This window comes from Bellilinea sp. (assembly GCF_034432615.1).
Classification (GTDB): Bacteria; Chloroflexota; Anaerolineae; order Anaerolineales; family Anaerolineaceae; genus Bellilinea.
In genome coordinates this window covers 1-14,634 of record NZ_DAOUBL010000082.1, presented here as the reverse complement: position 1 = coordinate 14,634, position 14,634 = coordinate 1, and the positions used below count along the sequence as shown (strand labels likewise).

At 52.2% G+C, this 14,634-nt stretch carries 17 protein-coding genes; 12 read left to right on the top strand and 5 right to left on the bottom strand.

Features of this window, described 5'->3' with window-relative positions; translation table 11 throughout:
• Both VAE48_RS03915 and VAE48_RS03910 read left to right on the top strand, forming a co-directional pair.
• On the top strand, nt 1-1,122 hold a 1,122-nt coding region (locus tag VAE48_RS03915; protein WP_322792012.1), incomplete at its 5' end, for an ATP-binding cassette domain-containing protein.
• On the top strand, nt 1,115-1,942 hold the full coding sequence (locus VAE48_RS03910) for an energy-coupling factor transporter transmembrane component T (RefSeq protein WP_322792011.1): 828 nt from the start codon (nt 1,115-1,117) through the stop codon (nt 1,940-1,942). The genes VAE48_RS03915 and VAE48_RS03910, both read left to right, overlap by 8 nt.
• A gap of 2 nt (nt 1,943-1,944) precedes the next feature.
• Here the strand turns inward: VAE48_RS03910 and VAE48_RS03905 are convergent, their stop codons facing one another.
• Nucleotides 1,945-2,502, bottom strand: a complete 558-nt coding sequence (locus tag VAE48_RS03905; protein ID WP_322792010.1) for an ECF transporter S component — start codon at nt 2,500-2,502, stop codon at nt 1,945-1,947.
• Between the two features lie 196 nt (nt 2,503-2,698).
• On the opposite strand from VAE48_RS03905, the gene VAE48_RS03900 reads away from it, so the two are divergent.
• The 5 genes from VAE48_RS03900 (at nt 2,699) to trxA (ending at nt 5,934) form a co-directional block, all read left to right on the top strand.
• Nucleotides 2,699-4,135 carry an MFS transporter gene (locus VAE48_RS03900; protein WP_322792009.1) on the top strand — a complete coding sequence of 479 codons (1,437 nt, stop codon included), beginning with the start codon at nt 2,699-2,701 and terminating at the stop codon, nt 4,133-4,135.
• A 43-nt stretch (nt 4,136-4,178) separates the two neighbouring features.
• On the top strand, nt 4,179-4,775 hold the full coding sequence (locus VAE48_RS03895; RefSeq protein ID WP_322792008.1) for an RNA polymerase sigma factor: 597 nt from the start codon (nt 4,179-4,181) through the stop codon (nt 4,773-4,775).
• Nucleotides 4,772-5,029 carry a zf-HC2 domain-containing protein gene (locus VAE48_RS03890; RefSeq protein WP_322792007.1) on the top strand — a complete coding sequence of 86 codons (258 nt, stop codon included), beginning with the start codon at nt 4,772-4,774 and terminating at the stop codon, nt 5,027-5,029. Before VAE48_RS03895 ends, VAE48_RS03890 begins: the two co-directional genes overlap by 4 nt.
• Before the next feature lie 74 nt (nt 5,030-5,103).
• The gene (locus VAE48_RS03885) at nt 5,104-5,304 is read left to right on the top strand and encodes a DUF2892 domain-containing protein (RefSeq protein ID WP_322792006.1); all 201 of its coding nucleotides are present in this window, start codon (nt 5,104-5,106) and stop codon (nt 5,302-5,304) included.
• Nucleotides 5,305-5,403: 99 nt separating this feature from the next.
• Nucleotides 5,404-5,934 (top strand): thioredoxin, encoded by a 531-nt coding sequence (gene trxA, locus VAE48_RS03880; protein WP_322792005.1) that lies wholly within the window; start codon nt 5,404-5,406, stop codon nt 5,932-5,934.
• Here the strand turns inward: trxA and VAE48_RS03875 are convergent.
• Nucleotides 5,931-6,380 carry a rhodanese-like domain-containing protein gene (locus tag VAE48_RS03875; protein ID WP_322792004.1) on the bottom strand — a complete coding sequence of 150 codons (450 nt, stop codon included), beginning with the start codon at nt 6,378-6,380 and terminating at the stop codon, nt 5,931-5,933. The genes trxA and VAE48_RS03875 overlap by 4 nt on opposite strands.
• Before the next feature lie 138 nt (nt 6,381-6,518).
• Between VAE48_RS03875 and VAE48_RS03870 the strand changes: the two genes are divergently transcribed.
• Complete coding sequence (locus VAE48_RS03870) at nt 6,519-7,910, top strand: glycerate kinase (RefSeq protein WP_322792003.1); 1,392 nt, start codon at nt 6,519-6,521, stop codon at nt 7,908-7,910.
• Here the strand turns inward: VAE48_RS03870 and VAE48_RS03865 are convergent.
• Nucleotides 7,873-8,592 (bottom strand): protein-methionine-sulfoxide reductase heme-binding subunit MsrQ, encoded by a 720-nt coding sequence (locus tag VAE48_RS03865; RefSeq protein ID WP_322792002.1) that lies wholly within the window; start codon nt 8,590-8,592, stop codon nt 7,873-7,875. The genes VAE48_RS03870 and VAE48_RS03865 overlap by 38 nt on opposite strands.
• Nucleotides 8,593-8,599: 7 nt before the next feature.
• Nucleotides 8,600-9,553 carry a protein-methionine-sulfoxide reductase catalytic subunit MsrP gene (gene msrP / locus VAE48_RS03860; RefSeq protein WP_322792001.1) on the bottom strand — a complete coding sequence of 318 codons (954 nt, stop codon included), beginning with the start codon at nt 9,551-9,553 and terminating at the stop codon, nt 8,600-8,602.
• Between the two features lie 208 nt (nt 9,554-9,761).
• Here msrP and VAE48_RS03855 point away from each other — a divergent pair, with 208 nt between their 5' ends.
• Both VAE48_RS03855 and VAE48_RS03850 read left to right on the top strand, forming a co-directional pair.
• Nucleotides 9,762-10,460, top strand: coding sequence for a TlpA disulfide reductase family protein (locus VAE48_RS03855; protein ID WP_322792000.1), 699 nt, complete (start codon nt 9,762-9,764; stop codon nt 10,458-10,460).
• Between the two features lie 13 nt (nt 10,461-10,473).
• Nucleotides 10,474-11,148, top strand: coding sequence for a cytochrome c biogenesis CcdA family protein (locus tag VAE48_RS03850; RefSeq protein WP_322791999.1), 675 nt, complete (start codon nt 10,474-10,476; stop codon nt 11,146-11,148).
• Between the two features lie 69 nt (nt 11,149-11,217).
• Here VAE48_RS03850 and VAE48_RS03845 read toward each other — a convergent pair whose 3' ends face one another.
• A complete protein-coding gene (locus VAE48_RS03845; RefSeq protein ID WP_322791998.1) occupies nt 11,218-11,943 on the bottom strand; it encodes a hypothetical protein in 726 nt (241 codons plus the stop codon).
• A 363-nt stretch (nt 11,944-12,306) separates the two neighbouring features.
• On the opposite strand from VAE48_RS03845, the gene VAE48_RS03840 reads away from it, so the two are divergent.
• Entirely contained in the window at nt 12,307-13,932 is a 1,626-nt protein-coding gene (locus tag VAE48_RS03840; RefSeq protein WP_322791997.1) for an ABC transporter ATP-binding protein, read from the top strand.
• A gap of 34 nt (nt 13,933-13,966) precedes the next feature.
• Nucleotides 13,967-14,634: ECF transporter S component (locus VAE48_RS03835; protein WP_322791996.1), on the top strand; the 668-nt coding region annotated here is incomplete at its 3' end.

Here is a 14,634-nt window from a genome sequence, read left to right as displayed (position 1 = left end):
GCTCAGCGGGTGGTGGTATTGAGTAAAGGGGAAATTGCGCTGGATAGCACACCTCAGGAAGTCTTCAGCCATCCGGCCGACCTGTGGTCGCTGGGGTTGGATCTGCCGCTGGCGGGACGGTTGGCGATTCAACTGCGGGAAGTGCTGCCCACCCTGCCGCCGAACCTGTTACGTTCCAATGATCTGATTGCTGCCCTGCCGCCCCCGCCGTTTAATGTGAGGGTGAGCGGTTTGGATGAGGAAACTCCACCTGTTGCACCGCAAAACGGCTTTATCCATGTTGACCGGTTGGGACATACCTATCTGGCGGATACTCCACTGGCGTATCCGGCTTTAGAAGATGTACACTTGCATGCCGCTGAGGGCAAGGTACATGGGCTGATTGGCTCCACAGGTTCTGGAAAATCTACCCTCTTGCAGCACCTTAATGGTTTGTTACTGCCCCAAACAGGCAAGGTGACGGTCGGTCCGTTTGATCTGAATGATCCAAAAACCGACCTGAAAGCTGTGCGACAGTTTGCTGGTTTGGTCTTCCAAAATCCAGATTATCAACTGTTTGAACAATTTGTTGGGGATGAAGTTGCGTACGCGCCGCGCTTGAGAGGTGAACGGGAAACCTTGCGGCAAACCGTGCAATTGGCAATGGAAATGGTTGGTTTGGATTTTGAGACCTTCAAAGACCGGCTCACATTTACCCTCAGCGGAGGTGAACGGCGTAAAGTGGCACTGGCTTCGTTGATTGCCATGCACCCGCAGGTGTTACTGCTGGATGAACCAACCGCCGGGCTTGATCCGCGTTCGCGCAACGAAACCCTGCGTTCTCTGGAAAAACTGCGTCAGCAGGGATTAACACTGGTGCTTTCCTCCCATCACATGGAGGATATTGCGGAGTTAAGCGACAGTTTGACGGTACTTCACAAGGGCAGGACGCTGCTGGATGGCGCTGCAGAAGAAGTTTATTCCAACGTGAGTCTGCTGGAAGAACACGGACTGGAAGCGCCGCTGGTAACCCGGGCGGCGGTACGCCTGCGGGAACTGGGTTGGGATATTCCCCGCTGCATCCTGCGGATTGGCGATCTGGTGGGGCATTTGCGCCGCAATCTGGAGGCTCACCATGCATAATTTTGAGTTTTTACGCATGGTCAATATCGGCCAGTATCTGCCGCTGAATTCCATCCTGCACCGGCTGGATGCGCGGGCACGAATTGTGATGTATCTGCTGATTCTGATGGCGGCCACATTCACTGCTCAACCTGGCGGTCTTTTGTTTGCCCTGCTGGTGGTGCTGGTCTTGTTGAGGATTGGTCGCATTCCGCTGAGTTTTGCTTTACGCGGTTTACTGCCGCCTTTGCCTTTCCTTCTCATTCTGGCCGTCTTGCAGGTTTTTGTATCCATCCGGCCACCCAGTGCATTGCCTTTGTTCGAGTTCGGGATATTCAAAATTTATGCCAGTGGTCTGGTTTCGGCCGGAATGTTGTTGCTGCGATTTTGTGTGCTGATCCTGGCGCTTTCTTTATCCTCATTCACTCTTTCCACTTCGGAAATGATTCACGGGCTCGAATCTCTCCTGGCGCCATTTTCCCGTTTCGGATTGCCAGTCCATGACCTGGTGATGGTCTTGCAGGTTACCATCCGTTTCATCCCATTTCTGGCCATCGCTGCCGAACGGATTGCCAAAGCTCAGGCTTCGCGGGGTGCTGAATGGGGGGTGCGCAAAGGTAATGTCTTTCAACGGGTTCGGCAGGTCATTCCGTTGATTGTGCCTTTGTTTCTCACCAGTTTGCGGCGGGCAGAAACGATGGCGCTGGCGATGGATGCCCGTGCCTATGGAAGTACCCGCCGGCGTACTTCCATGTACACCATGCACTTTGCATGGAAAGATGCAGCCGCCCTATTATTGGGGGCTGGCTGCGCGGCGGTGATCCTTATTCTGGGAGTGTAGGATTATAAATTTGCGCCTTTGCGTTTGCCCACCGCAAATTGCTGCCAGGCTGCCACGACAACCAGTGTGATCAATGCCGAGACGCCCGCTTCGGGTAAACCGTTGGCAATGGCAATGGGTAACAAAGCGGCAAAGGGCAAAAAGCCAAGCACACCGATCATGCCCAGTACCAGAATCGTATTGGTCAGGCTGCCGGCAATGCCGGCGAGAATCAGCGCTGGAACCGTCCATTTACGCAGGGATTGCCACACCAGCCAGGCAACCGGGCCAATGAACAAGCGCGGCAACACGGAGAGAAGCGGATTGGTAAACCAGACATCTGCCGGGCCGGTGGGGGCTACGGCTGCCTGAATCAGGCTGAAGATGCCGAAAATCAGGCCAATGCCCAGACCGACAATCGGACCTTCCAGCACTGCGCCAATGATTACAGGAACGTGCATGATGGTGAGTGAAGCGCCAGTGACCCACGGGATGAAGCCCAGGCGGGTCAGACCCAATAAAACAGCAATTGCCCCCAAAACACCGGTGATGACAATTTTTCTCGTGCGATTTTGTGGCATTTCTGCTCCTTTTGGATGAATTGGGTGAATTTGTGGATTTTTTTATTTAACCCTCAAGGGTTCCAAAAAGTTTTGCGAGTTGGAATTTGATTTTAACATTAAATCAACTTGGCGGTTTATTTCCAAACCAACCGTCCTCATTCTCCGCTATAATGGGCACAATTCCTGTAAACTGATCGCTCACTTTGAGGGAATTATGGACAGACCCTTGCGCTGGTACGATTACATCACGATCAACATCTACTGGTTTGCCCTGACCACGCGCTCCCAAACGATCTCTCCTTTGATCCTGCCGCTGCTCGTTCAGCAGTTTGTCGGTGAACAAGCGAAAGGGGCGGCGTTGGGGAATATCCGTCTATGGGCTTTGATGACGGCTGTATTGGTGCAGGCCTTGATGGGGATGCTTTCAGACCGCAGCACGCATCCATGGGGCAGGCGTCGCCCATTCATTCTGCTCGGTTCGCTGGGGGAATTGGTTGTGTTTGTCCTGCTGGGTTTTGTGGCAGGCACGCAAGGCAGCGCCGGGTATACGGCTTTGTTTGCACTTTATGTTTTTTCCATGTTTTCTTCCAACATTGCCCATGCCGCTACACAAGGGCTGATACCCGATCTGGTACCCGAACAAAAACGCGGTCGTTTTTCGGGTGTCAAAGCATTGCTCGAATTGCCGGTTCCGGTCATTTTCGTTTCGTTTGTTATGGGACGACTGGTCAGTCAGGGACAGTTGTGGACAGCATTGATTATTCTGATGGTGGTTATGGTAATCTGTACCGTATTGGCCATGCTGGTACCGGAAAAACGTCTGGATCAGCCTCCCTTCCCGCTCGACTGGCAGGGATTTTTCCGTTTGGCTTTGATGACGGCTGTCTTTACACTGATCATCCTTGGCATGGGTGCGGTTGTGCGCTGGTTCTTGAGTCTGCCTTTATCGGATGGTATTTTCAAAAGTATTGTAACGATTATCGGCGGTATTTTAGCGATGGGTGTTGCGGTGGCCTTGGGGGTGATTGCCAGCTTGAGAATTGGGGTAGGCAAAGATATTCGCTACCGTCCTTCGTTCAAGTGGTGGGTAGTCAACCGGCTGGCTTTTCTGGTGGGTTCAACCAATGTGGCTACCTTTCTTGTTTTCTTTTTACAGGAGCGTTTCCCTCAATTTGCGGGAGAAAAAGCGGCTGCACCGGCAGCAACCATCACCATGTTTGTGGGGGTGTTTATCCTGATTACGGCTTTACCGAGCGGTTTTCTGGCCGACCGCTTTGGTAAAAAAATTCTGGTGGCGATTGCCGGCTTGCTTGCTGCCGGTGGGATTGGTGTGATGTTGTTGTTCCCGACACTGACAGCACTGTATGCGGCCGGTTCGCTGGTGGGGGCGGGAGTAGGATTGTTTTATTCGGCTAATTGGGCTTTGGGGACGGAAATTGTCCCGCGCGAGCAGGCCGGGCGGTTTTTGGGGCTTTCCAACCTGGCCGGAGCGGGTGCGGGTGCCATTGGGGCTTACATTGCCGGTCCAATTGCCGATGCAGCTGGCTACACCATGATTATGGCGTTGTATGGTTTTTTGTTTATTTCTTCTATTCTGGTTTTGCCTTTCATCGAAGAAAAAAGAATTCGATCCTCTCCGATGGTGGGGTAACCTTTTGTTGCCCCGAATCGTCTAAGATAAAGGACACCTCTACGTGGATGAACTGGCAATCCTCAATGGTTTGAAATCGGATCAACCTCAGGCGGCGCTGACTGCTCTTTTTGAACAGTATGCCGATCGTCTTTATCATTTGGCATTGGGGCTGCTGAGGGATGAAGATGCTGCCGAGGATGTTGTTCAGGATACTTTTCTATCCGTCTTTCGCAACCGGTTTCAATTCGAGGGCAGATCTTCGGCGGGTACATGGCTATATCGAATTGCCTATAACCTGAGTCTGGACCGGCTGCGCTCAAAACAAACTCTGCCGCTGCCGGAGGATGACGGTGCAGAGGATGCGGATAATCCTGTGCCCTTGCCGCGCGAGTTTGTGGAGTGGCGCTGGCTGCCGGAGGAATTGATTCAGGATCACGAACGGCGGAAAACGCTGGATGATGCGATTCAATCCCTCTCACCGGCCCTGCGGGCAGTATTTTTACTGCGGGACGTGGAGGAACTTTCTACCGAGGAAACTGCCGCGGTTCTTTCGATTTCGACCGCAGCGGTTAAGGTGCGTTTGCACCGTGCCCGGCTGGAATTACGTGAAAAACTGGCGGCTTTTTTTGCGGCTCAGGAGAAAGGAGCGGTGCAATGAATTGCGAAGAATTAATTCGGTATTTGTCGGATTACATTGATAACAATCTGGATGAAGACCTGCGAGCAGATGCCGAGGAACACCTGCGCACCTGTCACAACTGTCATGTGATTTTGGATACCACCCGTAAAACTATTTTGATGTACAAGGGAAGTATCAAAGACCCAATTCCTGCTCCGCGCCGGGTAGCCTTATTTGACCGCCTGCTCAAAGCAGTATCAGAGCGGCAAGATTGTCCACCGGAAGAGGAATGAGGATGTAACCTTTTTGAAGACAACTCGTCAAAAAGGTAGAAATTAAAACCGAATTCCTGAAGGAGGAAAAAGCCATGTCTTTCGTAAATGAATCAACCGTAGATCGCATCATTCGCGTTGCAGTGGGCGTTCTGTTATTGGCCCTTGGGTGGGGTGGTGTCGTTACCGGAACGTTGGGTACCATTTTCAAGTTTCTCGGCTTTGTGCCGCTGCTGACCGGATTGATCGGCTGGTGCCCGGCTTACGCCTTGTTCAAATTCCGCACCAATTCGTAATCCATTATTGCCAAACCAGCTGCTGGCAGCTCATCCGTAAAGTGTTCGAATGAGCGCAAACCGCCAGCGGCTGGTTGGCTGATATAAACTGGAATTTCAATGAACCCTGAACAGTTCGAACAAAAAATTGCAAAAACCCAGCGGCCGCTGGTGGTCGAGTTTTGGGCACCGTGGTGCGGTCCTTGCAAAATCATGAACCCGATTCTCAAATCGGCCAGTGAACAATACCACGAGCAGGTTGAGTTGTTGAAAATTAATGCGGATGAGTCGCCCGATTTGCTGCGTGAGTTAAAAATATTCAGCATCCCGACTTTGCTGGTTTATCAAAACGGGAAACTGATTTACCGTAAAGTGGGTGCTCAACCGGCAGCCGCTATTGAGGCATTATTTGCCGAACTTGCTGCCGGTAAGGAAATTCAAAAAAGGGGACCCACCCCATTTGACCGCTTGCTGCGGCTGGGGGCGGGTTTACTGGTGGCGGGCATTGGTATTACCAGCCAGGTGAATATCTTGCTGCTGTTGATTGGGGGCGTACTCGTATTCAGCGCAGCATATGACCGTTGTCCGATTTATCGGGCGGTTTCCGGCTGGCTTAAGAGTTTTGTACAAAAATCCCGATCACAGGCTTAAGGGCCGCTCACCGTTGGGTAGCCGGCGTTACGCCAGGCAATAATGCCGCCGCTAACGCTGGTTACTTTTTCAAACCCGGCTTGCAGCAGAATATCCCTACCAGCCTGACTGCGGTTGCCGGATCGGCAGATGACCAAAATTTCTTGATCTTTGGGTACTTCGCTGACCCGGTTTGGCAATTGATCCAGTGGAATCAGCGTAGTCCCGGGGACATGCAGTTCGTTCCACTCTTCCGGCTGGCGAACATCCAGAACAAAGGCGCCTTGCTCACGCAACTGAGCGGCTTGAGCCACTGAAATTTCTAACGGCAGGGCACGGGTTGCTGTTGGGCGGTTGTTCATGAGGACAACCGCTGCTCCAAACACGGCCAGAATTGCCAGGAAGATAACCCAAAGGGGAAAACGGCTGGTTTTCGGCTGCTGGGCAGATGATTTTTTACGCGTCATCGTTTAATCCTGTGAAAAATGGAATTCAGGTCTTACGGTTTGGATTCAATTTTACGGTAAAGGTTGCAGGATGTGGGGTAAAATTATAAGCAGATCACTATCCCTGAAAAATTGAGGCGGGATGGGACACCCGACAGCATGTTGATCAGCCGCGAGAGTTTCAATACCCATACCCTTGAAAAACACCCGCATGGTGAGGTTGTTAAGCGGGTTCTTTTTGCTGCTTTACGGGCGGTTGATCCTGCCACAGCGGTTGCTCGTTTTCTGGAACGGGAAGGTGACCTGTTGTTCGCCGGAGGGCGGAGCTACGACCTCAGCCATTACCGGCGGGTTTTCATTGTGGGGGCGGGTAAAGCCGCGGTACCCATGACCAAAGCTGCAGCCCGTATTTTGGGGGATCGTCTTTCCGGGGGTTTGATCATTACCAAGGAAGGTTTTTTACGCGAGAATACGCTTGGGGGCGCAATCCCCGAACGAATTCAGGTCGCTGAAGCCTCTCACCCGCTGCCGGATGAGCGTGGGGTGAATGCCACCCGGCGAATGCTGGCTTTACTCAATCGTGCAGGAGAAAACGATCTGGTACTGGCGTTGATTTCCGGCGGCGGTTCAGCACTGATGACCGCACCGGCTGAGGGTATCTCGCTTGCCGATTTGCAGACCCTGACCAACCTGCTGCTGGCTTGCGGCGCTTCGATTGAAGAAATCAACACCCTGCGGAAGCATCTGGATGAAGTCAAAGGCGGGGGGCTGGCACGCGCCGCCGGCAAGGCTGATTTGCTGGCATTAATCCTCTCGGATGTAGTGGGTGATCCACTGGATGTGATTGCCTCCGGGCCAACCGTAGCAGACCCGACCACCTTTGCGGATGCGCTGGCAATTTTACAGCGTTATGATCTGATTGACCAAACTCCGTCTTCAATTCTCCAGCGTCTGCGCAGCGGCGCAGAAAGCCACATCCCCGAAACTCCCAAGCCGGGGGATGCTCTCTTCCGGCAAGTCCACAACCTGATTATTGCCAGCAACCGGCATGCAGCCCAGGCTGCGCTGGAAGAAGCCGAAGAATGTGGCCTGAGAGCGTTATTGTTGAGCACATATTTACAAGGTGAAGCCCGCCAGCTGGGGCAGTTTTTGGGTGCAATTGCCCGTCAAATTCACGCCACCCGACAGCCGTTGCAACCGCCGGCCTGCCTGATTGCGGGTGGAGAAACCACGGTCACATTGCACGGAGATGGATTGGGGGGGCGCAATCAAGAGGTTGCCCTTGGAGCGGTTCGTGGAATGGAATCTGCCCATAATCTGCTGCTGGTCACTCTGGCTACCGATGGGGATGACGGTCCGACGGATGCGGCGGGTGCGGTGGTCAGTGGAGAAACATTGAAAAGAGCGCTGGCATTGGGAATGAAGCCGGAAGACTTCCTTGAAAGGAATGATTCCTATCACTTCTTCCATGCCTTGGGAGACCTGATCCGCACCGGCCCTACCCAAACCAATGTCAATGATTTGGTGTTTCTGTTTGCTTTTCTGGAGTGACGGCCGATAGTCCAGAATCGGAGCGGCGGTTGACCGGGCCGGGAGTAATCTTTACGGCGCGCCCCTTGCGGTGACGTGCAGAAAGCGCCCGGCGCAGCGGTGGTATGCGCACCACGAGCAGTAAACTTAAGACCAGTGTGGCTGCTAGCGGTTTCCAAATATCCCCTTGCAAACGCAGAAAATCACCTTTGACAGCCATTGCCAGATGGATGACGGCCAGTACGGCGGTCAAGTAAACCAGCTGGTGCAGTCGCTTCCACAGCTTGCCCAGTCTTTTTTGCCACCAACGGTGGGAAGTTAGCGCAAGCGGAGTCAACAGGCAGAGTGCAGCCAGGCCAATGAGAATATAAGGCTTGTCGGCGATTGAAGCAAAAATCAGGTTGAAATCGAATTGATAATCCCAACCGGTATAGGTGAGCATGTGCAGGGTTGCATAGAAGAAGGCGTACAACCCCAGCGGACGGCGCAGTTTAAGCAGCTGCGGCAGGTTGAAAAGGATATGCAGTGGCGTCATCGCCAGCGAGGCCAGCAGGATGATGATGGCAATATCACCGGAGCGCTGGGTGGCGGCCTGAATCGGGTTGATGGTCAGGTTATTGGTAAAATATGCAGCTGCCAGTACAAAGAGCGGCAGCCAGCACAGGATGTGAGTCAGCAATTGCAGGCGCGACCAGTTTTTCATCGGCTTTTCAGTAATTAACCCGCAGGTCCATGTTGGTGTATAGCTGCCCAACCTGTTCGGCGTATCCGTTGAACAACAGGGTCTCGCGGCGGCGGTTTTCACCGATGCGCCGTTCGGTTGCCTGAGACCAGCGCGGATGGGGTACTTCCGGGTTCACGTTGGCATAAAAACCATATTCGTTGGGGGCAACCAGGTTCCAAAAGGTGGGCGGTATGGTCTCAGTCAGTTCAATTTTGACGATGGCTTTGCTGCTTTTGAAACCGTATTTCCACGGCACAGCCAGACGCAGCGGCGCTCCGTTTTGAGGGAGCAATTCTTTGCCATACAGACCGGTTACCAGCAGGGTCAGGTCGTGATAGGCTTCGTCCAAGCGCAAGCCTTCTGTATAGGGCCAGGGGTAAAAGGGGCTTCTTGCGCCGGGCATGTTTTTTTCATCCAGAATGGTGGTGAATTGAACATAGGCTGCGCTGGTCATGGGCTCGACTTCTTTCAGCAGCAGGGAAAGCGGAAAGCCAAGCCATGGGATGACCATGGACCAGCCTTCCACGCAGCGCAACCGGTAAACGCGTTCTTCCTGCGGAAAACTGCGCAGGTCTTCGATGTCGAAAATCCGCGGTTTGTGAACCAATCCGCCAACCTCCACCTGCCACGGGCTGGTGGGAAAGTTTTTTGCCAGCGAGGCTACACCGCCCTTGTCCATGGTGAATTCGTAGTAATTGTTGTAGTTGGTAATTTCTTCAAAGGAATTGGCCGGGTCGCCCAGTTCATCGCGCGGGCGCTCACCGATGATGATTGTGTCCGAGGAAGAAGAAGCTTCGGGTTGTGTTTTGACTCCACAAGCTGCCAGCAAAGTGCCGGCTGCGCCGATGGCAGCCAGTTTGAGGAACTGCCGCCGGTTCAGGTAAACATGCTCGGGGGTGATTTCCGAAGAGGGTATTCGAGGAATATCTGTCTTTTTCATGAAAAGTTAATCCTGTTGGGTTACGCTTACTAAATTAGACTGGTTTTACCCAATTAACCTTACCAGAGTTGAGGAGATTTTTCAAATCCTTATCAAGGGTTGGGCAATCCATCGTTTTCTTGGACATTCATCCAGTAGCAGAGGTAAGATTTCCCAATTTAGGAACTCTATATCCGTAGACCCATATCATTCCGGAAAGGTTTACTATATGAGAAAGCAAATCATTCTGTTCAAGCTATTTTTGGTCATAGCCCTTATTTCGGGTGCATGTACGGCGAAACCGGCTGTTTCAGATAATTCCGAGGAAAACAGACCGATACCGCTGGTGCAGCCAACCGCTGAATTGAACGGTGAACAGATAACGCCATTGGTTGAAGAGATAGCAACTTTGCAACCTCAAGAGCAAGAGAACGATAATGACAGGGAAGTCGAACAAACCATTACACCCCAAGACCTGCCGGCTTGGTTCAAAGTAGAACTGACCAATGTAGCAAACGATGAAACTTTCACCTTCCAATCCCTGCTGGGAAAGGTTATGCTGGTTGAAACCATGGCGCAATGGTGTTCGAATTGTTTGCGTCAACAACAAGAGGTCAAGGCTCTGCATCAGCTGCTGGGGGAACGGGATGATTTTGTGAGCATCGGCCTGGATATTGACCCGAATGAAGATGCCGAAACCTTGAAAAACTATGTCACCCGTCATCAATTCGATTGGGTGTATGCTATTTCGCCAGCAGAAGTTTCACGCTCGTTGAGTGATTTGTATGGTGCCCAATTTCTCTCTCCACCTGCGACGCCAATATTAATAATCGACCGGCAGGGGCAGGTTCACCTTCTCCCAATGGGCATCAAATCGGCAGAGCGGTTGAATGAATTTCTGCAACCATTTTTAGAGACTGATGGTTGAGAGGTAAGATACGGTGGAGAACATTTTTACCACAATAACCATTGGCTTGCTGGCAACCACCAGCCCGTGTGTCTTTCCGCTTTATCCGGGGTATCTGGCTTATTTGAGCAATGGAAATGAGCGTTTGCAGAAAAGTAAAGGCCGCTATTTATTGGGCTTTTTGGTGCTGGCGGGTGTGTTGACCATGATGCTGGCAATCGGGCTGGTCATTGCTTTACTTGCGGTCCCTATTGGAAGCGCGTTGTCCATTGTCGTACCGCTGGCGGATATTTTGATCTTTCTGCTAGGTGTTTTGTTGCTTTTCAATATCAATCCGTTCCGATCCCTGCCTGTAATTCGAGTCCCGCTGCTGCAAAATCCATATTTCAATGCCTTTGTATATGGGCTGCTATACGGTCCAATTGCTTTACCTTGCGCGGGCCCGCTGGTGGTCAGTGTGTTTGCACTCTCACTGACGGCTGGCGAACTGCTCAGCCGGCTGGGCACCTTCATGGGCTTTGGTCTGGGGTTTGGAATTCCGCTCTTGCTGCTTTCTTTTCTGGCTGGGTCACAACAACGCTGGATTACTCTTCAATTTGCGCGCCATGGAAAATGGGTCAATCGGATTGGTGGAGTTATTTTAATTACCATTGCCGTGGTGGATTTTTTCATAAATTGGGAATTGATCCGCTCTGTATGGTTTGGATGAGGTAAAAAATGCTTCCCGCAGTCCTGACCGACCGGGGGTGACTGCGGGAAGCGACAGGCTTGCTGGCTGTTATGCTTGAGATTTTTCCCCGAAAATGCCCAGCAGAATGCCCAGACCCGCTGCAATTAGCAGTACCGGAGCGAATAAAGACCAGTTGGCAGAGAAGAAGGCAATTAATCCGGTTCCTGCCATCAAAATTGCAAAGATAACCAGGCCAATGATCTTGCCCGGCCGTTGTTTTTGAACCATACTGATGGATGCCATTATCAGAGCGCCAAACGCGGGGATCAAAATAGCCAGCGCCCACCAGTTATACGGCTCGAAGCGGTTTCGTAAATCCACCCAGCCGGTGTTAATTCCCAAAAAACCAAATCCCAGATAGACCGCACCCAAACCAATCCAAAAAGCCATGTTGAGACCTTCCCTACCGCCAAAACCATTCAGCAGTACACTGACACCGGGTGCAATGACCATCAAGGGCCAGTATACGGACCAGTCCAATCCCAACAGGAACATAAAAGTCAGGGTGAATAAAACCACAGCGCTTCCCAGGCTGCTGCGCACGGCGGTGTTGAAGCGTTGGCTGTATTGAAAGGCATAGTAAGCGCCGCTTAATGACCCGAAGGCAGGGATGAGGATGAACAATGCCCACCAGTTGACACGCGGACCAAGCCAGCCGGCCTGCTGGGCAAAGATGATAAGACCTGCCAGAATCAGAATAACTCCAAACCATCCGCCATGTCGGCGGGGGCTATTTGCGGGGGATTTTTCGAGGTTTACGGAAGGGTTTTCCATAATAATGACTGCCTGCTTTCCTGTCAGGATATTGTGCAATTTATATACGCAGACTTTTCAATTGGGTTTCGTTCAAAGCGGGTTGAGGCGAATTAAAAGTCAAACGCCCGGGTGAGGGGGGCACCCGAACGTTTGACATCTACATATTATCATGTTATTTCGACAATTTCAATCCCTCAATTGTTAAAATTTTTTGCAGATGGTTGATGAATTTCTATTAATTTTCCATAATTCCTCTGTCTTATCTGCTTCACGACGATCAGGCAGAGGAATTGACGAACATCCGCGCTCATGCTATAGTAGGGGCACTCTGAAACAAACATCCATTTCGGCCATTACAGCATTTTACATTGTTGAGGGATTATGATGGTGCCGTCGCCGGTTATCATTGAAAATTTATCGTTTCGTTACCGCAGCCGTTCGGATTTTGCGATTCGCAACATCAACCTGACGGTGGATCAACCGCAAGTGGTGTTGATTGCCGGGGCAAGCGGCTGTGGTAAAACGACGCTGGCACGCTGCATCAATGGATTGATTCCACGCAGTTACAAAGGCGAATTAAGCGGCAAAATTTACCTTCAAGGGCAGGATATTGCCGGTTTGCCATTGGCGCGTATTTCCCAACTGGTGGGCACCGTTCTGCAAGACCCCGAACGCCAGATCCTCGGGTCAATGGTAATGAACGAAGTTGCCTTCGGGTTGGAAAACCTTGGCTTAAGCCGCGATGAAATCCGTCGGCGAGTGGACGAAGCACTGGAACGTTTGAAGATTGCTCACCTGCGTGACCGGCAGACCCATTACCTCTCCGGTGGTGAAAAGCAGAAGGTTGCGCTGGCAGGGGTGCTGGCGATGAAACCTTCGATTCTTCTATTGGACGAGCCGTTGGCCAGCCTGGATCCGGCCAGCGCGCAGGATGCGTTGGAGGTCATCCGCAGCCTTGCTGATGAGGGTATGACCGTGCTGATGGTGGAACACCGGGTAGAAGATGTGCTGCGCATTCAACCGGAGCGGGTGCTGTTCATGAAAGACGGCGAGATTCAGTACGACGGTGACCCGCAGCATCTGGTTGAACGGGTGGATTACCGGGAAGTAAAACTGCCCGCACCGATGATCATGGAACTGGCGGTCAAAGATCCACCTCCGCCGCCCTTGAATATCCTGCCGGGAGTCAACAGTGGGGGTGGTCCGCTGGTTGAATTCAAGGATGTGGCGTTTGGGTATGAAAGCGGACCTGAGGTGTTGCACGGAATCAATCTCCAAATTCGGCGTGGAGATGTCATTGCGGTGCTGGGGCCGAATGGTGCCGGTAAAACAACGCTGGTGAAACATGCAATCGGGCTGCTCAAACCCAAACGCGGGAAAGTGTTAATCAATGGTAAGGATACCCACCAGTTGAGTGTGGCTGAAATTGCCTCAACGTTGGGTTATGTGTTTCAGAGTCCGAGCCACATGTTGTTTGCCCCAACTGTTTATGACGAACTGGCTTTCGGACCGACCAATCTGAAGCACCCTGAAGAGCAGATTCGAAAGGAGGTGAGTCAGGCAATCGAGATTGTCAACCTGCAGGGGTATGAAAAAACGCCGCCGCTTTCGATGTCGTTTGGCCAGCAAAAACGGGTCAGCATAGCGGCCATTCTCGCCATGCGCTCCCGAATTCTGGTGATGGATGAACCGACCGCCGGGCAGGATTACAAAAATTACATGAACTTCATGAATTCTATTCTGGAAATGCCCGGTTTTGAGGCGATCCTGTTCATCACCCACGATCTGGATATGGCGGTGATTTATGCCAACCGCGTGCTGCTGGTGAACGATGGGCAGGTCGTTGCCGACGGCGCACCGGCTGAAGTGCTCAGTGACCTTGAACGGCTGCGGCAATGCCGTCTGCTTCCAACTTCCCTGCTGGAGACCAATCTCAAATACTATCCAAGAACCCAACAATTTTTCCGTGCCGAAGCCCTGACGCATTATCTGGCGTCGGGCGAATGAACGCTTAAACCTTTTCGCCTAAGGAGAGATTAAGATGGACCGCAAGTTGACTTCTGTCATTGTTTCGCTGGTGGCTGTTCTGGTCTTTTTCCTGCTGATTGTGTGGATCGGCGGCATGATCAACCCCGACCTGCAGCTGGATGAAACCGGTGTGCTTCGCTTCGCTTTTGTGGGTATCGGTTTGTTAATCGTCTTTATCGTTTACCTGTTGACCCGCCAGAGCCAGATTTGGGAAGTGGGCACCCGTGAGGTGGTCTATATGGCAATCGGTGCTGCCTTGTATGCCGTGCTCTCGTTTCTGTTCAACGGTACCGTTTTCGCCGTGCCTTCGGTCAGTCAGGTGGCGCTGCGCCCGGCGGTGGCCATTCCCATGTTTTTTGGCTTTGCCTTTGGGCCATCGGTGGGCTTTTTCACCGGCGCGGTGGGCAACATGTTCGGGGACGCCCTGACGGGTTTCGGCCTTTCGCCGCAGTGGTCGGTGGGCAATGGCTTGATCGGCATGGTGGCGGGCATGGCGTTGCTGTTCAAAGACCGCCAGAAGGGTGTCAATACTGTCTTGGTGGTCAGTTTCATTCTGGCACTGCTGGCGACGCTGGTCTTCTTCCTTAACCGCAATGTTCCCAACATGATGTTCTTCGATCCCGAAGCCGGCATCTTCGGGGATGCGACCATCTCATGGTTTGCAGGGCTTTCCGCCATTGT